The following is an 18,523-nucleotide window of genomic DNA, read 5'->3' on the forward strand; positions in this document are numbered from 1 at the left end:
TGCTGCCACAACTCGGCGGAGAACAGGGCGAGTTTGAGTTCGATCCCGGGGTTCCTTGTCGGGCGCCGGGAGGTTTCCCTCGCCGGCGCCCGTGACGCCGCCCGCGACGGGTTCACGAGCGAGCGTCGTGACGGAGAAAGATCCACCCCGGCAGAGACGGGCATCCAGCACCCCCGGTGCAAGCGCCTCGATTCGATGACGGTCGACACCTCCGTCGATTGAGGGTGGGCGAGGGCGGCCCCACAAAACAACACGAACGATCGTGCTAATATCTTGTCATTGGCTCGCCACGGGCATCGGGCTGCCCTGAGGAGAATTCCGGAGAACCCGCACATGCACCCCATGGCTTCACTCCTGAGCACCACCCTCAACATCACCACCCGCCTCGCCCCGGGACTGTCCGGGCCCCGGGCCTTCGCGCTCTTCGTTCGGCCCCTCGGGCGCGCGCGACTACGGCCCGAAGAGGCGGAGGTGATGGCGCGGGCGGAGATCGGGCGGATGATCGTGCACGGCACGCCCGTGACCACCTACCGTTGGGGGGACGGGGACCGGCCCGTGCTGATCGTGCACGGCTGGTCCTCGCGCGCCTCGCGGTTCGCCGGCTTCGTCGAGGCCCTGCGCGCCCAGGGGCGTACCGTGATCGCCTTCGACGCGCCGGGGCACGGCGAGTCGGACGGCCGGGCTTCCACGATCCTCGACTACCGGGCCATCATCGGCCGATTGCACGCGGAGCACGGCGACTTCTCGGCCGTCGTGGCCCACTCCTTCGGGGTGCTCGCCACCTTCTCCATGCTGCACGACGGCATGCGGGTCGACCGCGTGGTCGGCCTCGGGGGAGTGGCCCAGTTCGACTACCTCGTGGAGCGGTTCCGGGCCGGGCTGAACCTCGGCGAGGGAATCGGGCGCGCCCTGCGCACCCATGTCGAGCGCCGCCTCTTCCCCGGCGACCCCGACGTCTGGCAGCGTCTCGACGCCCGCCGTCGCCTTTCCGGCATGCGGGCGCCGATCCTCCTCGTCCACGACACGCAGGACGACGTGATCGATCCCGCCCAGTCCCGCGCGATCGCCGCCGCCTACGGCCCGCAGGCCCGCCTGATCGAGACCACGGGCCTCGGCCACCGCCGCATCCTGGCCGACCCCGACGTCATCGCGACAGCGGTCGATTTCGTGCGGTCCGAGCCTGAACGCGAGCCTGCGTCCGCGCCCACGACCCCGCCCACGTCCGTGACCGTGCGACGTACGTGGTGAGGAGCGGGGTCAGGAAGGCGAGCTGAACGCGGGCGGTCGTTCCGGGAGTTCGTCCGGAGCGGCCGCCACCGCGCGCAGCCGGCGGAGGATCCCCCGGCCGGCCCGCTCGTACGCCAGGGGGTCGCCGTGCAGGACGGAATGCGCGTTGGCCCGTTCCATCAGGGCCGTCAGCTCGAAGGCGATCTGCGGCACCTCGTCCGCATCGGATGCGTCCCGGAACCCGCCCGTCAGCCGGGCCTCGTCCAGCAGTCGCTCGACGTAGCGCGTCCAGTCGGACCGTGCCTTGGCGATCTCGTCCCGTACGGGGCCGGGGCGCGCGTCGAACTCCGCGGAGACGGAGTAGAAGAAGCATCCGCCGGGGAAGACCCGGCGTCCGGAGTAGTCGAGCCAGCGCTCGCACAGCCGCCACACCTTGGCGAGACCGTCCGGGTCCCGGTGCACGGGCCGCACCACATCGTCCTTGAACACGTCCACGGCGGCACGGACGGTGGCGAGCTGTAGGTCCTCCTTGGAGCCGAAGAGCGCGAACACCCCGCTCTTGCTCAGGCCGAGATCCGCGGCGATCTTCCCGAGGGACAGGCCTTCCAGACCGTCCACGGAAGCGATGCTCATCGTCCGGTCGAGAACGGCCCGCCGCGTTTGGTTGCCGCGTTCCACGCGTCCGTCAGCCATACCACCATCTTACCGAACGCACGGTCGTTCACTCGGTGGAGGAAGGCGGCCGCTGTCAGTGGCGATGTCAGTGGCGGGTGCGATGCTCGAGGAGGAAGGACAGGGCTCGAAGACGAGGTCGGAAGGAGTGCGGACCATGCTCACCACGGACTACAAGGACGGCTCCCCGAACTGGGTGGACCTCGGCGCGCCCGACATCGACGGCGCCGCCGACTTCTACGGGGCACTGTTCGGCTGGGACTTCCAGGCGGGCAGCGAGGAGGTCGGCGGGTACGGGATGTTCCACCTCGGCGGCAAGACCGTCGCCGGCGGTATGAACGTGCCGGCGGAGCAGGGCCCCTGCGCTTGGCAGGTGTACTTCCAAAGCGCGGACACGGACGCGACGGCCGCGGCCGTGACGAAGGCGGGCGGCACGGTGACCTTCGCGCCGATGAGCGTGCTCGACTTCGGCCGGATGGCGATATGCGCCGACCCGGCGGGCGTGGGCTTCGGGGTGTGGCAGCCCAGGGTGAACACCGTCCTGGGCGCGGTGACGGACGTGGGCGCCTTGTGCTGGACGGAGCTGTACACGGGCGACGTGGCCCGGGCCGCCGAGTTCTACCGCGCGGTCTTCGGCTGGGAGACCAGCGCGATGCCCTACGAGGGCGGTACGTACACGATGGCCAAGCCGGCCGGCACGACGGACGAGGCGGCTTTCGGCGGCATGGTGCCGATCTCCACGGACCCGGTGGAGGACGCCGAACGACCGTACTGGACGCCGTACTTCGAGGTGGCCGACTGCGATGCCGCGGCGGCGAAGGCGGAGGAGGCGGGCGGCAAGGTTCGCCTCACCCCGGTGTCCATGGAGGGAGTCGGCCGGTTCGCCAAGCTGGCGGACCCCTTCGGGGCGCGATTCGCGGTCATAGCCAGCATGCCCGCGCCCGGGTCATGACGACGTGTTGATCAGCCGTTGATCGGACGTCCATCGGCAGCGGTCAGTATCTCCGGCATGTCGATTAACACTACTGCCGCAACCACTGACACCGCTTGGTACGACCTTGCCCTGTGCGCCCAGACGGGCCCCGGCTTCTTCTTCCCGGAGCCCGGCTCCTCGCTTCGCGACGCGAAGCGGCTGTGCGGGGCGTGCGAGGGACGGGCGGCGTGCTTGGAGTACGCCCTGGCCAATGACGAGCGCTTCGGAGTCTGGGGCGGCCTCTCGGAAGCCGAGCGCCTGGCCTTGCGCTCCCGCCGCAGCTGATCAGGTGCGCGTCCCCTTCCCGCTCCCACGCACCAGCCCCACGCGCCGCGCGAGGTCGAACCCCTCACCACCGCACTCCTCCCGGCGTGGCGTGTGGGGCACGACGCGGACGGGATAGTGCCCCCCGACGGGCGACACGACGCCACCGAAGCGCGGGTCCCCGGCGAACCAGATCCGGTCCGGGTGGTCTCCCTTCAGCGTCCCTGGCTCGACAGGGAACGGGATGATCCGGAACAGGGCAGTGAAGTCGTCTTTGAAGGGGATCGCGACGGTCGCGGGGCTTCCGGGCGGCCTGCGCGGGTGTCGGCACGGCCACTCACGCCACGGATACGACTGGAGCACCGCAACGACGCGGCGTCGGCGGAAGTAGGCGACGATCACCCAGGGCAAGTAGGGCGTGACGAGAATGAGCATGACGCAGAAGGCCCATGCCGCGTGCGGGACACGACCGACGCAGACGAGGGCGGTCAGCGGAGGAACACCGAGGCTGAGCACCCAATTGAGGCGGCGGACGACCAATCGTTTGTAGCCGATCGCCGTTGGCGGGTGGTCCCAGGCCGTCTTCGTGAGTGTGACGCTCATAGGAGTACCTCCAGGATGCGTGAGGTTCCGGTGGCCTTCGGCGCACTTGGGTCGGGGTCGGTGAACTGGAGGGTGTGCGCGACCGCTTCGAGGATGTCCGTATAGGCAGCGGCATGCTCGGTGCAGGCACTGGTCAGATCGAGGACGAGTAAATGGAGTCCATCGGGATGCAGCGTTGCGACCCTGGCCTGAAACAGGTGACGCTCGATATCTGGTACGGAAATGATCCCGGCGACCAGAGAACACGGCAGAGCCGACGGTAGGTCAATGAACCTACGGACGGCTCTGGTCCACAGGGATGAGCGGGCGATGGCCAGAGCCGTACGTGCCACGGCGAGCCGGGGGTTGGGCTGCTCGACCCGCCGGATCGTCAGGGAGAACAGGGAGGTGTTGACCCCGGCCGGATCCTCGGGATGGAAGCCGAGCGCGGTGTGGACGACGTCGTGCCCCGCCAGTTCCTCAAGGCTGTCCATAAGCTGCGACAGTTCCTTTTGGGCAGCCGGGCTGTCCAAGGCATCTGCGACTGCGTTCAACGGTGCTGCGTCGCCAGGGCCGATGTCATGGAAGCCCGGAGGCAGGCGGAACCAGACGGGCGGGACGCTGTTCTCCTGTGTCATGTCCGCAGCGCCGACCAGACGTGGCCCGACTTCCTGATGGCTGAAGGAGCATCGTCCAGGACTCCTCGCGTGCCGTCCACAGCCGTCGAGCTGTGTTCGATAGCTTCGCTGTCGGGGCCGTAATCTCCTGCGGCGGTCAGCGCACCAGTACCCGCCACTGCTGCGCCCACCCGGTCTCTGGCGTGCTGACTTGACGAACGCATGGCCCATCCGGTGAGTGGACTGTCCAGCTGCCGCAGGTCGTCCGAGGTGCTCCACGCCGCCTGCCGGAACGCGGTGGCCCCAGGGGCGAGGCCCGCGACAGCGCTGCCCTCCGGGGCGGCGGCCATCGCCGCTCGGGCGGCCGCCGTGCCCGCCTTGGCGCCGGAGGCGACCGCGGCCACACCCGGGACCGTGCCGACCGTGTCTCCGAGGAGTGTCACGCTGCTCTTCCAGAAGTCGGCGTCGAACTGGCCCTTCGTGAAGCCGTCGGACAGGGACTTGCGGAACTTCGGGTCCGAGGTGTGCATTGCCAGAGCGGCCAAGGACAGGCCGCTCCCGACGAGCATGATCGCGAGCCCTGCCGGCGGGCAGACAAGGGCCACGCCCGCGCCGATCGCACCCAGGATCGCCGATGCGTTCGACATCGCGTCCGCGGGATCGTCGACGATCTTGTTCCAGATCGAGGTCAGCAGGCCCGGTTCCTCGGGGGCCAGTCGGTCCGTCGCCGCGTTCAGGGTCTGCGCAACCCGGCGGGCGGCCGTGCCGTGCTCGGCGGCGAGTTCGCGGGCCAGGCGGCGGGCGTCGGTGAGGGCCTCCTCCGTCTTCGCCGCCGCGGCCTGGGCCTCGTACCGGGTGGCCAGTGCGCGGTGGGAGACCAGAATGTCGTGCCACCCCGTGAGCCGGCGGGCCGCCTCCGCGAGGGAGGTGTGGGCCGATCCGAGGTAGCGGGGGAGGTCCCGCGAGAGGGAGGCGCGAAAGGCGGTGGCGGCCTCGCCCTGCCAGGCCGAGCTGTGGGAGACCAGGTCCTTCACCACCCGGGAGGCCTCCCCGAGGGAGGTGGCCGAGGCGCTGAGCTTCTTGGCCAGGGCCAGCACCGTCGCGGGATTTCCGGGGGCCGGGTCGAAGCCCAGCGCCGCGTACTCAGCCACGCGCGGCCGCCGCCCGGAGGAAGGCCGCACGGACGGCCTGATCGAGCTCCGCGTACTCCGCGGCGCTGCGGTCCACGCCCTCCCGCACGTCCTTGACGCGTTTGGTCAGCTCCTGCGTGCCGTAGGCCCAGCGTTCCTGGAAGCCGTCACACGCCGCGTCGAGGTCCGCCGTGCCCAGTTGGTCGGGTCGTACGTGGTTCAGCGCGCGCCGGGCCTCTCGCAGGGAGACCAGCGAGGAGTCCAGAGCGCGTGTCAGACGGGTCAGCTGGTCGATGTCCACCTGGAGCGAGGTCATGACGCGAAACCCTGGCAGAGCGGGGCCCTGCCAGGGCAATCGGCATCACTCGCCCGAGCGAGCGGAAATCGGTCAGCCCTTGCGGGCGGCGAGGCGGGCCGCGCGGGCAGCCAGCTTCTCGTCGAACTTGCGGGCCTCGGAGTCCAGGCCGTTCATGAACAGCCCGAGCTCCTCCTGGGCCTTCTGGCCCTCGGGGCCGAGGCCGTCGATGTCCATGATCTTGAGGAAGCGGATCACGGGGCTCAGTACGTCGTCGTGGTGGATCCGCAGGTTGTAGACCCCGCCGATGGCCATCTGCGCGGCCATCCGCTCGAAGCCGGGCATGCCGTGTCCGGGCATCCGGAAGTTGACGACGACGTCGCGCACGGCCTGCATGGTCAGGTCCGGGGCGAGCTCGAAGGCCGCGCCCAGCAGGTTGCGGTAGAAGACCATGTGCAGGTTCTCGTCCTGCGCGATGCGGGCCAGCATCCGGTCGCAGACCGGGTCACCGGACTGGTGGCCGGTGTTGCGGTGCGAGATGCGGGTCGCGAGCTCCTGGAAGGCCACGTACGCCACCGAGTGCAGCATCGAGTGGCGGTTGTCGGACTCGAACCCCTCCGACATGTGCTGCATGCGGAAGGCTTCCAGCTTGTCCGGGTCCACGGCGCGCGAGGCCAGCAGGTAGTCGCGCATCACGATGCCGTGGCGGCCCTCCTCGGCGGTCCAGCGGTGCACCCACGTGCCCCAGGCGCCGTTGCGGCCGAAGAGCGTCGCGATCTCGTGGTGGTAGCTGGGGAGGTTGTCCTCGGTCAGCAGGTTCACGACCAGCGCGATCTTGCCGATGTCGGTGACCTTGGACTGCTGCGGGTCCCAGGCCTCGCCGTCCTCGAAGAAGCCCGGGAAGTTCCGGCCCTCGCTCCACGGGACGTACTCGTGGGGCATCCAGTCCTTGGTGACCTTCAGATGGCGGTTGAGCTCCTTTTCGACCACCTCTTCCAGCGCGAACAGCAGCTTGGCGTCCGTCCACGCCTCCGAGCTGCCGAGGTGGGGAGAGGTGATCGTCACGGGTACTCCTGGGTGTAAAGCGAACTACCTACGGTTCCGTAGCCTACGGAGTCGTAGGTTAAGCGTGACATCAAGGCCAGCCAACCCCCCGGCAGGTGTATGTCCGGTTACATCCAGTTATCTATGCAGTTTATGGGAGGTCAGAGGGGGGTCCGAGGGGCCGAAATCACGCCAGTAGGTGGTTTGGCGCCCCCCGGTTTGACGCAAGAAATCGCTTCCGCTTTACCCGGGGCGCGACGATCCGGCCCTCGCCGTTCACGCGTGGGGGCAGGCCGATGGGGGTGAGCGCGGGTGCGGTGCGGAGGTGGTTGCGGTCCCCCGGATGGCGGCGCGCCAGCCGGGGGACCGCACCCCACGTGACGGCCCGAGCCAGAGCCGACTCGCCCCTTGGGCGCCCGCGGCCCGCGGCCCGCGGCCAGCCGTCAGCCGCCCGCCGTCAGCGGCCAGCCGTCAGCCGCGGGCTATCAGCTGCCAGCTGCCAGCCGTCAGCCGCCGGCCGCCCGCACCGGCGTGGTCTCATTCACTCGACCACAGCCTTTCCCGGACCTCCTCGGCCGTCGTCGGCCGCAGCTCGCCGTCCAGCAGGAGCCAGCGCGTGATGCCGATCGACTCCAGGAACGGCACGTCGTGGCTCGCCACCAGGAGCGCGCCCTCGTACGACTCCAGCGCGTCGGTCAGCTGCCGCACGCTGGACAGGTCCAGGTTGTTCGTCGGCTCGTCCAGCATGAGCAGCTGCGGAGCCGGCTCCGCCAGCAGCAGCGCCGCCAGGGCCGCCCGGAAGCGTTCGCCGCCCGACAGCGTGCCGGCCGGACGGTCCGCCCGGGCGCCGCGGAACAGGAAGTGCGCGAGCCGGGCCCGGATCAGGTTGTTGGTGGCCTGCGGGGCGAACCGCGCCACGTTCTCCACGACCGAGCGGCTCTCGTCCAGGACGTCGAGGCGCTGCGGCAGGAACCGCGTCGTCACGTGCGCCACGACCGCCCCGGACACCGGCGGGAGCTGCCCCGCGATCGTGCGCAGCAGGGTGGTCTTGCCCGAGCCGTTGCAGCCCACCAGGGCGATCCGTTCCGGCCCCCGCAGTTCCCACTCGCCCGGTACGGCGGCTCCGTGGGCCAGGCGCAGATCGCTCAGGGTCAGGACCTGCCGCCCGGGCGGGACCTGGGTGGCGGGCAGCTGGATCCGGATCTCGTCGTCGTCGCGCACCGCCTCCACCGCCTGGTCCAGACGTTCCTTCGCCTGGACCAGCTTCTCGGTGTGCATGATCCGGTGCTTGCCCGCCGACTCCTGGGCCGCGCGCTTGCGCGCACCCATCACGATCTTCGGCTCGCGCTTGTTGTCGTACATCTTCTGCCCGTACCGCTTGCGCCGCGCCAATTTCACCTGGGCGTCCGCCAGTTCGCGCTTCTGTCGCTGTACGTCGGCCTCCGCGACCCGGACCATCCGTTCGGCGGACTCCTGTTCGGCGGCGAGCATGTCCTGGTAGTCCGTGAAGTTACCTCCGTACCAGCGGACTTCGCCGTCGCGCAGGTCGGCGATCTGGTCGACCCGCTCCAGCAGTTCCCGGTCGTGGCTGACCAGGAGCATCACCCCGGACCAGGACTCGACCGCCGCGTACAGGCGGCTTCGGGCCCGCAGGTCCAGGTTGTTGGTGGGTTCGTCCAGCAGCAGGACGTCGGGGCGGGCGAGCAGCAGGGCGGCCAGTCGCAGCAGTACGGACTCGCCGCCCGAGAGCTCGCCGACGGTGCGGTCCAGGCCGATCCGGGCGAGACCGAGCTGGTCGAGCGTGGCCAGGGCCCGCTCTTCCACGTCCCAGTCGTCGCCGACGGCGGTGAAGTTCGCCTCGGTGGCCTCGCCCGCCTCGAGGGCGTGGAGCGCGGCGCGGGTGGTGTGGATACCGAGCGCCTCGTCCACGCGCAGCGTGGTGTCGAGGGTGACGTTCTGCGGGAGGTAACCGACCGAGCCGGCGACGGAGGATTGGCCCTCGGTCGGGGCCAGTTCGCCGGCGATCAGCTTCAGCAGGGTGGACTTCCCGCAGCCGTTGAGGCCGATCAGGCCGGTGCGGCCGGGGCCCACGGTGAGTTGGAACCCGTCGAAGACGGGAGTGCCGTCGGGCCAGTCGAAGGACAGTGCGGAGCAGGTGATGAACGTAGGGGCGTTACTCATGGAGGCCTCCAGGTTGCGTGAGTGGTGCGTGCAACGCGGGGAGACAGCCGACGGCTCAGCCGTGGGGCGTGGTGGTCGGTGTCTCGAACCTCAGACGAGCAATGTCCTGCTCCGTTTCGACGGTGATGTGCCGTCTTCGAAGCTACGGGCGGCCGAGGCCGCCCGCAAAGCAATTAATTCAGCAGGTGTCGCGCATCAGCTCGGCCAGGTTGTGGTCCATGTCCAGGTAGAGGTGTTCGAGGCCGGGCGGCACCACGGTCGCCGCCCGCTCCAGGAAGCGGTGGAGCTCGGCCGTCAGCATCAGCACGATCGCGACGCCCTCCGCCGCGTGGAACTCGATGGTGGTCCGGTCGCCGTCGTACGGGCGTACGCGCACGTCGCCGTAGCCCGACGGGCGGTCCAGCCCGGACTCCAGCAGCTCGCGCGAGAAGGTCCACGACACCTCGACGCCCTCCAGCGTGGCCGGGGCCGGGAACGCCATGCGCACGGCGAACGGATCCGCACGGTCGTAGCAGAGGGTGACGGGCACGGTCTCGACCTTCGGCGCGGTGGCGACCAGACGGGCCTGTGCGGCCTGCTCGATGACAGTGATCAAGGCTCACTCCCTTGCGGCGGATCTGCTGCCGGACCGTTGGGGTGGAGCCCGGCAACCCGATAGACGCCGGAATCGGCAAATCCGTGCATGGGCCGTTGCGTGAGCTGTGTCACCGATTGGCTTGAACCAATCCGTGTGATCGCACAGAGTGACCGGATGGTGGGTGTGCCCGAAGGCGGCCCCGATCCGCGGTGGGTCCGGGGTGCCTCGGAGAAGGGCTGGTTACCGATCACTCCACCGGCGTAAGGGTCCGCATCAAGGCCGCGTAGAGGGTGGCGGAGACGGCCATGCCGACGGGCAGGGAAAGGTCGATGCCGCCGAGGGCGGAGGCGACCGGCCCGGTGTAGAGCGTGTTGACGCACAGGGCGGCCGCGCTCACGCCAGCCGCGAGCGCGAGGGCGCCCGCCGGGTTGACGCCGCCCACGTACCAGAAGGGGCTGCCGGGGGTCTCGTCCGCCAACGCCCGGCCGTCGTAGCGGAACCGGCGCAGCAGGATGTCGGTCGCGTAGATCGCCATGACGGGGCCGATCAGCACGACGACCAGCTGGAGCGAGTTGCTGACGGTGTCCAGGAGGTTGGAGACGAGCAGGCCGTAGAGGGTCAGGGCGACGGCGACGGCCCCGTCGAACAGGACGCTGACGGAGCGCCGGATGCGGATGCCGACGGCCTGTAGGGCGAGACCGGCGCTGTAGGCGGTCAGGGCGTTGACGGAGATCGTGCCGAGGATCAGGGCGAGCAGGAAGACCGGGTAGAACCACCCGGGCAGGATCTTCTGGAGTGCGGCCTGGGGGTCGCTCATGTCGACCGCGGTCGCGGCGAACGCCCCCAGGGAGCAGACGGCCACGCTGGGCAGGAAGGCTCCGAGGGCGGTCCAGCCGATGATCGCCTTCCGCGAGGACGCGCGGGGCAGATAGCGGGAGAAGTCGGCACTGGTGGTGTACGAGAGCGGACCCGAGGCGATGAGGGTGGTGCCGGCGAGGAGCGCCGCCCAGAGGGCGACCCCGGTCAGGGGCGGGGCGGGCCGGTAGGCGAAGTCCGTGTGGCCGACCACGGAGAAGCCGACGACGGCGAACGCGGCGGCCAGGACCAGGGTCATCGGGAGGTAGAGCTTCATGATCATCGCGTGGCCGTAGACGCTGATGGCCAGGGTGAGCGCGGCGATGGTCACGATGACGGCGGCCTTGATCCCGGTGTTCGTCGTGATGCCGACCCGGTCCACGAGGGCGAAGGCGGCGGCCGCGGCGGCGGCCAGGTTGAGGGCGAAGTAGCAGACGGAGACCAACCAGCCGCCGACCGCGTTCATCACACGGTTGCCGATGACTCCGTACATGGCCCGGGTGATCACCTCGCTCGGTGCCCCGGCGGCCGGGCCCGAGGTGGCGAGCAGGCCGGTGAGCAGCCAGAACAGGTTGCCGACCACGATCACGGCGACGGATTGCCACAGGCTCAGCCCCATGAGGACCAGCGCGCCGCCGATCACCAGGCTGAGGTAGTTGACGTTCGCCGCCGCCCAGACGGCGAAGAGGTCCCGGGGGCGGCCGTGGCGCTCGGAATCGGGGATGTGGTCGATGCCGTGGGCCTCGATGCGGGTGGCCCGCTCCGGGGTCGGCGCGGCCTGTCCGAGCGTTCCGGGGGCCGGGTGCGAACCGGGAGGCGGGTCGGGAATCGGGGACGCCATGGGGGACCTCCGGATGCTGGGCGTGTCCGCCTCGCTTGCTTATTGGTCGCACACTCAATAGCATCCCCGGTATGTCGTCAAGCGTCCAGCGCAAGCGGATCCGCAAGTCCCCCGAGGCCCGGCGGGCCGAGATCGTCGACACGGCCGCGACCGTCGCCCTGGCCGAAGGGCTGGAGTGCCTCACGCTGCGCCGCATCGCCGAAGAGCTCGCCGTCCGGCCGGGTCTGATCAGCCATTACTTCCCCTCGGTGGAGGACTTGGTCGCCGAGGCGTTCGGGACGGCCGCCGGGGCCGAGCTGGAGGTCCTGCTGCCGCCCGGAGAGCCCGGAGCGGCCGGGCCGGCCGGGTGGGCCGGGGTGGCCGGGTCGGCCGGGGTGAACGGGGCGGCCGGGGTGAACGGGGCGGCCGGAGCGGAGGGGGGCGCGTCGACCCCGACCGGGCGGCTGGAGCGGTTCTTCGCCCGTACGTCCGGAGGGGCCTACGACGCCATCAGTCGACTCTGGATCAACGCCCGCCACCTCAGCCGCTACCGGCCCCTCCTGCGCGACCGGGTCGCCGAGCAGGAGGCCGCCTGGCGCGGCCGCCTGGAAGGGGTGATCCGCGAGGGCGTGGAGCGCGGCGAGTTCCGTACGGAGGACCCGTACGTGACGGCCATTCAGATCCTCGTCGTCCTCGACGGCCTCGGCGTCCACGCCAACACCGAGGACCGCGACCGCCCCGAGGCGGTGACCCGGATGGCGGTCACCACCGCGGAACGCGAACTCGGCCTGCCCCGCGGCGCCCTCACCGGTGACGCCGCCGCCGAAGCAGCCGGTGACGCCGCGGGTGAAGCAGCCGGCGACGCCTGACCGCTCGCGCCCGGCCCTTTCCCCACCCGAGCCTCCCCCCGCCCGACGTTCCCCGCCCGACGTTCCCCGCCCGACGTTCCCCGCCCGACGTTCCCCGCCCGACGTACCCCACCCCGCCCCCGCTGGAGGCTCCGTGCGCACCCCCCTCGTCCTGCTCAACGCCCGCCTGCTCGATCCGGCCACGGGCCGGTTCCTGCCGGACACCGCCCTGGCCGCTTCCGGCGGACAGATCACCGCGCTCGGCGACGACCGCCACATCCGTGCCCTCGCCGACGCCTCGACCACGGTGGTCGACCTCAAGGGAGCCGTCGTGACCCCCGGACTGGTCGACGGCCACATCCACCCCGTCTCGGGCGCCGAACTGACCCACGGACTGGACCTGTCGGGCTGCACCGACCTGGAACAGGTACGCACGGCACTCGCCGCCGGTGTAAGCGGACTCGCGCCCGGCGCCTGGCTGAGCGGCTGGGGCCTGGACCCGAACGCCTTCGGGGACCGGCCCGTCGAGACCGCCCCCTTCGACTCCGTGCTCGACGGCGTGCCGGCCACCCTCCTGCTCTTCGACGCCCACTCCATGCTGGCCAGTCGGCGCGCCCTCGAACTCGCGGGCGTCGACGGACCGCGGACCTTCGACCAGGCGTCCGCCGAAGTGGTCTGCGACGCGGCCGGTCGGCCCACCGGGCTGCTCCTGGAGGACGCCGCCTGCGAACTCGTCGAACGCGTCGCCCCGCAGCCCACCCGCGAGGAGCGCCGCGAGCGGCTGGCCGCGGCGCTGCTCAAGATGGCCGCCGCCGGGCTGACCGGCGGCCACGCCATGGACGCGAACGGGGACAGCCTCGACTTCTACGCCGAACTCGACGGGGCCGGACGACTGCCGCTGCGCCTGCGCGTCGCGCCCTGGTGCCAGCCCGGCATCGACGCCGACGCCGTGCGCGCGCTCATCGCCCAGCAGGGCGTCGGCGGCAGGCTCTGGCGCACCGAGGGCGTGAAGATCTTCATGGACGGCACGATCGACAACGGCACTGCCTGGCTGGAACACCCGGACCGCAACGGCGAGTCCACGCACGCCTTCTGGCCCGACCCCGAGGTCTACACGAGGATCGTGGGCGAGTTCCACCGGGCCGGGGTGCCCACCGCCACCCACGCGATCGGTGACGCCGCCGTACGGCACGTGCTCGACGCCGTCGAGAAGGCCCAGGCCTCCGGTGGGCCCGGGCCCCGGGTCCGCCACCGGGTCGAGCACATCGAGACCGTTCCCGACGACACCCTGCGCCGCTTCGCAGAGCTCGGCGTCATCGCCTCCGTACAGCCCACCCACTGCTGCGACTTCACCCGCGCCGACCACACCGACAACTGGTCCCGCCGGCTCGGCGAGGAGCGCGCCTCGCGGGCCTGGCGCTGTCGTGACCTGTGGGACTCCGGCGCCACCGTGGTCCTCGGATCGGACTGGCCGATCGCCCCGTACCCGCCGCTCGGCGTCATGGGCGGCGCCCGCCACCGCCGCCCCAGCCGCGACCTGACCCAAGCCCCGCACGGTCCCGAGCAGGCCCTCACCGCCCTGCAGGCCCTCCAGGGCATGACCGTCAACGCCGCCCGTGCGGCGGGCGAGGAGCACCTGGCGGGCCGGATCGCCCTCGGCCACCGCGCCGACCTGACGGTCCTCGCCGACGACCCGCTCACCGTCGCCGCCACCGAACTGCCGGACCTGCCCGTGCTCCTCACCGTCGTCGACGGCACAGTGACCCACCGCGCCGCGAGCCTGTGACCGGGGAACGAGCGCGCGGGTACGTGCTCCGGCACGTGGGCCGACACGTGCGCCGACACGTGCGCCGACACGTGGGGTGGCAGGGGCCGGAAGGCGCCCTGGACGGCGCATCCGGGGTGCGTTAGCTTCCGGCGCCATGAGACTTCTGGAACTCGGAATCGGCATGTGCGCGGCAGCCCTGGTCGTGGGGGTACTCGCCGCCCCCGCCCAGGCCGATGCGGCCCAGGCCCCCGACCCGGCCCCGCTGGCGCAGGACTTACGCGGCGCCGGCTGGGCGCTGAAGGACACCGGGAAGGACGTGCGCTTCCGCGGGCTCGCTGCGGTCGACCGGACCACGGCCTGGGTGGCCGGTTCGAAGGGGACCGTGCTGCGCACGGTGGACGGCGGCCGGAGCTGGCGTGACGTTTCTCCGCCGGGCGCGGTCGCGGAGGCCCTGGAGTTCCGCGACATCGAGGCCTTCGACGCGCGGCGCGCGGTGGCCCTGTCCATCGGAGAGGGCGAGGCCTCCAGGGTGCTGCGCACCGAGGATGGCGGAGCCACCTGGACCGAGACCTTCCGCAACCCCGACCCGCGCGCCTTCTACGACTGCCTCACCTTCTTCGACGCCCGGCACGGCTTGGCGATGAGCGATCCGGTGGACGGGAAGTTCCGCATCCTCGCCACCGACGACGGCGGGCGGAACTGGCGGGTCCTGCCGAGCGGGGGCATGCCCGAGGCCCTACCGGGCGAGGCGGGCTTCGCCGCGAGCGGCCAGTGCCTGGTGAGCTCCGGCCCGCGCGATGTCTGGCTGGCCACCGGCGGTGGTGCCCGCGCCCGGGTGCTGCACTCCGCGGACCGCGGTCTGACCTGGCGGGTCGCCGAATCCACCGTCCCGGCGGGCGATCCGGCGCGCGGGGTCTTCGCCCTCGCCTTCCGGGACCGTACGAGGGGACTGGCGGTCGGCGGTGACTACCGCACCGGGCAGGCCTCCCCGCAGGCCGCGGCGGTGTCCGCCGACGGCGGACGCACCTGGACCCAGGCGGCGACGCCGCCGCCGGCCTACCGCTCGGGCGCGGCCTGGTTCCCGTACGGCCGGGCGACGGCCCTCGCGGTGGGGCCCACGGGCACCGATGTGACCACGGACGGGGGCCGCAGCTGGCGGTCCCTGGACGCGGGATCCTTCGACACGGTCGACTGCGCGGCCGGCGCGGGATGTTGGGCGGCGGGGGAGAAGGGACGCGTGGCGCGGCTGGAACGGCGGCGCTGATCAGCTCGCGGGAGCGGGCGCGGGAGCGGGTGCCCCGGGCACTGGGGGTGTCTGGGGCGCCGGTGCGGTGACGAGGTCCATGCCCGGGTAGCGCCCGGCGGTGAAGCCCGCGGCCCGGTAGACGGGCTCGCCGTCCGGGCTCGCGTGCAGCTGGACGTAGTGGATGCCGATGCCGTCGAGCCACTCGACCAGCGCGTCGACGATCCGGCGGCCGTGGCCCCGCCCGCGGGCGGCGGCGTCGGTGACGATCCCGTCGAGGTAGCCGCGCCGGCCGTCGGTCCAGAGGGGGCTGGGCAGGTGGTAGGTGACCCAGGCCATGCCGGTGGCGAGCAGCGGTTCGCCGGGAGCTCCGCCGATGACCAGGCAGTGCACGTCGGGGCGTTCGCCGATGCGGTCGAGGAACCAGGTGCGGGCGATCTGCCGCCAGGCGGTGTCGGCGGGCCCGGGGTCGACCCCGAGGGAGTCGAGGGCGACGGCGCGCAGGCGTATGAGCTCGGGGACGTCGGCGGGAACGGCGGGGCGCGGCTGCATGGACACTCCGGTGGGCAGGGGCGGTCGGGCGGGCATGGGAGGCGGGCCGGTCGAGCCCGACGCAGGGGCCGGACGACGGGCCGAGGAGGGCGGGCCGAGGCGGGGGAGCGAGGCGGCGGGTCGGGCAGGGCCGGCGCCGTCCCCGCGCGGCTGGTGGTGTGACCTGGAAGGGGTCACCGGGTTGCGGCGTCAGGTGCGGTGCGTCTTCCACGGCTGGGGCGTGTACGCAAAGTAGCGCCGGCCGCCCGGAAGGCGAGCCCCGCGGCGTCCGGTGCCGGGCGTCGCGGGGCGGGCGGGACTTTGCGGACACGCCCTTCCGCCGGGAGGGGTACCGGGCGAAGGGCCGCGGCTCGTACGGGACGCCCTGGCGCGGTCCGGCAACCCGGGGGTCCGCCCCCGGACGGCGTCGTCCGGTGCGGTGCCGGGCGTCGCCACCGGTGGGCCGTGCCGGTCACAGCGCTACGTGACCGGGTTCTCCCGCACCGTCGACAGGTCCGCCGAGGTCTTCGTGGCGATGAACTCGGTGATGGTGTAGTCACAGACGCCCGCCACCGAGAAGGGGTCCTCGGCCGCGATCCGCTCGATCTCGGCCCGGGACACCCCGCCGGCCAGGATCACGCCCCCGTCGCGCGGGACCTTGCGCCCCGACGCGAGGAAGACGCCGGCGGCGTAGTAGCCGTCCAGCCAGGCGATGTGAGCGTCCATCTGCTCTTCGACGGACTCGAGGGGGGCGGTGTAGCTGAGCTCCATGACGAACATGATCGCCAGGCTACTCTCGCTGCATCATGACGAGTGTGAAGACCCCCGCCGACGAGGCCGAGGCCCGGGCGATACAGGACGAACTACGCCATCAGGTCGTGCTCACCGAGCCCGGCCCGCCACCCGGCCGCGGCCTCGTCGCCGGAGTGGACGTCGCCTACGACGACGGGCGCGACCTGGTCGCCGCCGCGGCCGTGGTGCTCGACGCCGCCACCCTGGAGGTCGTCGAGGAGGCCACCGCCGTCGGGCGCGTCAGCTTCCCCTACGTGCCCGGGCTGCTCGCCTTCCGCGAGCTGCCGACCGTACTGGCCGCCCTCGACTCCCTGAAGACCGAGCCCGGCCTCGTCGTCTGCGACGGTTACGGCCTCGCGCACCCCCGCGGCTTCGGCCTCGCCTGCCACCTCGGGGTGGTCACCGGGCTCCCGACCATCGGCGTCGCGAAGAATCCGTTCACCTTCACCTACGAGGAACCGGGCGCCCGGCGGGGCGACGCCGCCGCACTGCTCGCGGCCGACGGGGCCGAGGTCGGGCGGGCGCTGCGCACGCAGGACGGGATCAAGCCCGTCTACGTCTCCGTAGGGCACCGGGTCTCGCTGGACAACGCCTGCGCGCACGCCCTGGCCCTGAGCCCCCGCTTCCGGATCCCCGAGACCACCCGGCACGCCGACTCCCTGTGCCGCAGGGCGTTGCGGGAGGCCTCCTGACGCACCCGGCCGGTGCACCCGCCCGGCCGGTCGGCCCCGGCCGGTGAACCCTGCCCGGTCGGCCCGCTGGTCAGCGGTCCCGCCGGCGGTCGGGCCGGCCGGTCGGCGGTCACGCCGGTCAGCGGGTGTCCGCCACCCGGAAGGTGATCCCCGCCTTCTGGAGGCGGGCGATCAGGGCGTCGCCCATCGCCACGGCCGTCGTCAGCTGCCCGGCCGCCTCCGGTAGGGCGTCGTGGGCCAGGCAGAGCGCCGACTCGGCCAGCATCTTCGCCGTCTCGCCGTAGCCGGGGTCGCCGCCCGCCACCTCGGTGAGCACGCGCCGGCCGCCGCCCTCGCCCACGAACCGCACGCTGAACCAGCTGCGCGCGCGGCGCTCCGCGTCCGGCCCCCGGCCCGGCTCCCAGCGGTCCATCAGCCACCGCCGGGCCGGCGGCACCTGCGCCAGGGCCACCGCCGCGCCCAGCGCCGCCGTACCGCCCACCGCGACGGGCAGGTGCTTGACGGAGGCGTAGTGCCGGTAGCGGAAGTCCGGGCCGTACCGCTCCAGCGCGGCCGCCGACCGGGCCACGATCCGGGGGTCCAGCGTGGGCAGCGGCAGCGCCCAGGTCCCGGTCTCCCGGCTGAACCGCGGCGCCCCCACCGGCCCGCGCGCCCGCCGCCCCAGCAGGCGGGGTTCGTGCAGCCGGCGGGCGTGCGCGGCCGCCAGGGTCTGGGGGCCGCGGCTCAGCGCGGTCAGCGCCGAGGCCAGGGTGCCGCCGGAGAAGAAGGCGTTGGACCGCATGAACCCGTCGACCGCCAGCGGGACCCCCTGCGGCAGCTGCCGGACCGTGAAGTACGCCCCGAGGTCGGCGGGGATCGAGTCGAAGCCGCAGGCGTGCACGATCCGCGCCCCGGTCTCCCGGGCCCGTGCGTCGTGCTCGACGTACATGCGGTCCACGAACTCCGGCTCCCCGGTGAGGTCCACGTAGTCCGTGCCCGCCCCGGCGCAGGCGGCCACGAGCTCCGCCCCGTACCAGACGTACGGGCCCACCGTCGTGGCCAGCACCCGGGTGGACGCGGCCAGCTCGCGTACGGCCGCGGGGTCCTGGGCGTCGGCCCGCAACAGCGGCAGCCGCGCACATGCCGGATCGATCGAAGCCAGCCGTTCGCGCAGCCGCTCCAGCTTCGCGGTGTCCCGGCCGGCCAGCGCCCACCGGCAGCCGGCGGGCGCGTGCGCGGCGAGGTACTCGGCGGTGAGCGCGCCCACGAACCCGGTGGCGCCGAACAGTACGACGTCATAGGCGCGTTCCGGCCGGTCGTGCGGGACAGTTGCGTTCATGAACGGCTCCTCCCAGGGGGTTTCGGTGGCCGAGGCTAGCGTGGTGCTCGACCGTCAGCGCGAGCGGGTACGGCGCGCCGGTCAGCGGAGAACG

At 72.2% G+C, this 18,523-nt stretch carries 19 protein-coding genes; 7 read left to right on the forward strand and 12 right to left on the reverse strand.

Annotation, left to right across the window (positions count from 1 at the left end; genetic code table 11):
* The first annotated feature begins 342 nt into the window (after positions 1 to 342).
* Positions 343 to 1,248 (forward strand): alpha/beta hydrolase, encoded by a 906-nt coding sequence (locus OG594_RS35265; protein ID WP_266606440.1) that lies wholly within the window; start codon positions 343 to 345, stop codon positions 1,246 to 1,248.
* 9 nt (positions 1,249 to 1,257) lie between these two features.
* On the opposite strand, the gene OG594_RS35270 is transcribed toward OG594_RS35265, so the two are convergent.
* Positions 1,258 to 1,920 (reverse strand): TetR/AcrR family transcriptional regulator, encoded by a 663-nt coding sequence (locus OG594_RS35270; protein ID WP_266606441.1) that lies wholly within the window; start codon positions 1,918 to 1,920, stop codon positions 1,258 to 1,260.
* Between the two features lie 136 nt (positions 1,921 to 2,056).
* On the opposite strand from OG594_RS35270, the gene OG594_RS35275 reads away from it, so the two are divergent.
* Positions 2,057 to 2,851, forward strand: coding sequence for a VOC family protein (locus tag OG594_RS35275; protein WP_266606442.1), 795 nt, complete (start codon positions 2,057 to 2,059; stop codon positions 2,849 to 2,851).
* Between the two features lie 57 nt (positions 2,852 to 2,908).
* Positions 2,909 to 3,157 carry a WhiB family transcriptional regulator gene (locus tag OG594_RS35280; protein WP_266606443.1) on the forward strand — a complete coding sequence of 83 codons (249 nt, stop codon included), beginning with the start codon at positions 2,909 to 2,911 and terminating at the stop codon, positions 3,155 to 3,157.
* Here OG594_RS35280 and OG594_RS35285 read toward each other — a convergent pair whose 3' ends face one another.
* From OG594_RS35285 to OG594_RS35320, 8 genes are all read right to left on the reverse strand, one after another.
* A complete protein-coding gene (locus OG594_RS35285) occupies positions 3,158 to 3,739 on the reverse strand; it encodes a hypothetical protein (protein ID WP_266606444.1) in 582 nt (193 codons plus the stop codon).
* A complete protein-coding gene (locus OG594_RS35290) occupies positions 3,736 to 4,356 on the reverse strand; it encodes a hypothetical protein (RefSeq protein WP_266606445.1) in 621 nt (206 codons plus the stop codon). Before OG594_RS35290 ends, OG594_RS35285 begins: the two co-directional genes overlap by 4 nt.
* On the reverse strand, positions 4,353 to 5,486 hold the full coding sequence (locus OG594_RS35295; protein ID WP_266606446.1) for a hypothetical protein: 1,134 nt from the start codon (positions 5,484 to 5,486) through the stop codon (positions 4,353 to 4,355). Before OG594_RS35295 ends, OG594_RS35290 begins: the two co-directional genes overlap by 4 nt.
* Entirely contained in the window at positions 5,479 to 5,781 is a 303-nt protein-coding gene (locus tag OG594_RS35300) for a hypothetical protein (protein ID WP_266606447.1), read from the reverse strand. The genes OG594_RS35295 and OG594_RS35300 overlap by 8 nt, the downstream gene beginning before the upstream one ends.
* A 72-nt stretch (positions 5,782 to 5,853) precedes the next feature.
* Positions 5,854 to 6,825 (reverse strand): acyl-ACP desaturase, encoded by a 972-nt coding sequence (locus OG594_RS35305; protein ID WP_266606448.1) that lies wholly within the window; start codon positions 6,823 to 6,825, stop codon positions 5,854 to 5,856.
* Between the two features lie 516 nt (positions 6,826 to 7,341).
* Positions 7,342 to 8,985 (reverse strand): ABC-F family ATP-binding cassette domain-containing protein, encoded by a 1,644-nt coding sequence (locus OG594_RS35310; protein WP_266606449.1) that lies wholly within the window; start codon positions 8,983 to 8,985, stop codon positions 7,342 to 7,344.
* A 178-nt stretch (positions 8,986 to 9,163) separates the two neighbouring features.
* Positions 9,164 to 9,580 carry an SsgA family sporulation/cell division regulator gene (locus OG594_RS35315; RefSeq protein WP_266606450.1) on the reverse strand — a complete coding sequence of 139 codons (417 nt, stop codon included), beginning with the start codon at positions 9,578 to 9,580 and terminating at the stop codon, positions 9,164 to 9,166.
* A 229-nt stretch (positions 9,581 to 9,809) separates the two neighbouring features.
* Positions 9,810 to 11,258, reverse strand: a complete 1,449-nt coding sequence (locus OG594_RS35320; RefSeq protein ID WP_266606451.1) for a cytosine permease — start codon at positions 11,256 to 11,258, stop codon at positions 9,810 to 9,812.
* A 71-nt stretch (positions 11,259 to 11,329) separates the two neighbouring features.
* On the opposite strand from OG594_RS35320, the gene OG594_RS35325 reads away from it, so the two are divergent.
* From OG594_RS35325 to OG594_RS35335, 3 genes are all read left to right on the forward strand, one after another.
* Entirely contained in the window at positions 11,330 to 12,106 is a 777-nt protein-coding gene (locus OG594_RS35325) for a TetR/AcrR family transcriptional regulator (RefSeq protein WP_266606452.1), read from the forward strand.
* 133 nt (positions 12,107 to 12,239) lie between these two features.
* Positions 12,240 to 13,871, forward strand: coding sequence for an amidohydrolase (locus tag OG594_RS35330; RefSeq protein ID WP_266606453.1), 1,632 nt, complete (start codon positions 12,240 to 12,242; stop codon positions 13,869 to 13,871).
* A gap of 163 nt (positions 13,872 to 14,034) precedes the next feature.
* Complete coding sequence (locus OG594_RS35335; protein ID WP_266606696.1) at positions 14,035 to 15,117, forward strand: oxidoreductase; 1,083 nt, start codon at positions 14,035 to 14,037, stop codon at positions 15,115 to 15,117.
* On the opposite strand, the gene OG594_RS35340 is transcribed toward OG594_RS35335, so the two are convergent.
* Both OG594_RS35340 and OG594_RS35345 read right to left on the reverse strand, forming a co-directional pair.
* The gene (locus OG594_RS35340) at positions 15,118 to 15,648 is read right to left on the reverse strand and encodes a GNAT family N-acetyltransferase (protein ID WP_266606454.1); all 531 of its coding nucleotides are present in this window, start codon (positions 15,646 to 15,648) and stop codon (positions 15,118 to 15,120) included. It lies immediately after the preceding gene.
* 459 nt (positions 15,649 to 16,107) lie between these two features.
* Positions 16,108 to 16,407, reverse strand: coding sequence for a YciI family protein (locus OG594_RS35345; RefSeq protein WP_266606455.1), 300 nt, complete (start codon positions 16,405 to 16,407; stop codon positions 16,108 to 16,110).
* A 26-nt stretch (positions 16,408 to 16,433) separates the two neighbouring features.
* Here OG594_RS35345 and OG594_RS35350 point away from each other — a divergent pair, with 26 nt between their 5' ends.
* Positions 16,434 to 17,111 carry an endonuclease V gene (locus OG594_RS35350; RefSeq protein ID WP_266606456.1) on the forward strand — a complete coding sequence of 226 codons (678 nt, stop codon included), beginning with the start codon at positions 16,434 to 16,436 and terminating at the stop codon, positions 17,109 to 17,111.
* A gap of 118 nt (positions 17,112 to 17,229) precedes the next feature.
* Here the strand turns inward: OG594_RS35350 and OG594_RS35355 are convergent, their stop codons facing one another.
* Positions 17,230 to 18,429 carry a trans-acting enoyl reductase family protein gene (locus tag OG594_RS35355; protein WP_266606457.1) on the reverse strand — a complete coding sequence of 400 codons (1,200 nt, stop codon included), beginning with the start codon at positions 18,427 to 18,429 and terminating at the stop codon, positions 17,230 to 17,232.
* Positions 18,430 to 18,523 lie beyond the last annotated feature (94 nt).

The sequence above is a fragment of the Streptomyces sp. NBC_01214 genome, from assembly GCF_026340975.1.
GTDB lineage: Bacteria > Actinomycetota > Actinomycetes > Streptomycetales > Streptomycetaceae > Streptomyces.

What these genes read in the sequence shown, in the direction of transcription:
- OG594_RS35310 (WP_266606449.1), bottom strand. Translation starts at nt 8,985, where the DNA reads ATGAGTAACGCCCCTACGTTCATCACCTGCTCCGCACTGTCCTTCGAC.
- OG594_RS35350 (WP_266606456.1), top strand. Translation starts at nt 16,434, where the DNA reads ATGACGAGTGTGAAGACCCCCGCCGACGAGGCCGAGGCCCGGGCGATA.
- OG594_RS35285 (WP_266606444.1), bottom strand. Translation starts at nt 3,739, where the DNA reads ATGAGCGTCACACTCACGAAGACGGCCTGGGACCACCCGCCAACGGCG.
- OG594_RS35265 (WP_266606440.1), top strand. Translation starts at nt 343, where the DNA reads ATGGCTTCACTCCTGAGCACCACCCTCAACATCACCACCCGCCTCGCC.
- OG594_RS35345 (WP_266606455.1), bottom strand. Translation starts at nt 16,407, where the DNA reads ATGTTCGTCATGGAGCTCAGCTACACCGCCCCCCTCGAGTCCGTCGAA.
- OG594_RS35275 (WP_266606442.1), top strand. Translation starts at nt 2,057, where the DNA reads ATGCTCACCACGGACTACAAGGACGGCTCCCCGAACTGGGTGGACCTC.
- OG594_RS35340 (WP_266606454.1), bottom strand. Translation starts at nt 15,648, where the DNA reads ATGCAGCCGCGCCCCGCCGTTCCCGCCGACGTCCCCGAGCTCATACGC.
- OG594_RS35300 (WP_266606447.1), bottom strand. Translation starts at nt 5,781, where the DNA reads ATGACCTCGCTCCAGGTGGACATCGACCAGCTGACCCGTCTGACACGC.
- OG594_RS35280 (WP_266606443.1), top strand. Translation starts at nt 2,909, where the DNA reads ATGTCGATTAACACTACTGCCGCAACCACTGACACCGCTTGGTACGAC.
- OG594_RS35320 (WP_266606451.1), bottom strand. Translation starts at nt 11,258, where the DNA reads ATGGCGTCCCCGATTCCCGACCCGCCTCCCGGTTCGCACCCGGCCCCC.
- OG594_RS35270 (WP_266606441.1), bottom strand. Translation starts at nt 1,920, where the DNA reads ATGGCTGACGGACGCGTGGAACGCGGCAACCAAACGCGGCGGGCCGTT.
- OG594_RS35325 (WP_266606452.1), top strand. Translation starts at nt 11,330, where the DNA reads ATGTCGTCAAGCGTCCAGCGCAAGCGGATCCGCAAGTCCCCCGAGGCC.
- OG594_RS35355 (WP_266606457.1), bottom strand. Translation starts at nt 18,429, where the DNA reads ATGAACGCAACTGTCCCGCACGACCGGCCGGAACGCGCCTATGACGTC.
- OG594_RS35290 (WP_266606445.1), bottom strand. Translation starts at nt 4,356, where the DNA reads ATGACACAGGAGAACAGCGTCCCGCCCGTCTGGTTCCGCCTGCCTCCG.
- OG594_RS35335 (WP_266606696.1), top strand. Translation starts at nt 14,035, where the DNA reads ATGTGCGCGGCAGCCCTGGTCGTGGGGGTACTCGCCGCCCCCGCCCAG.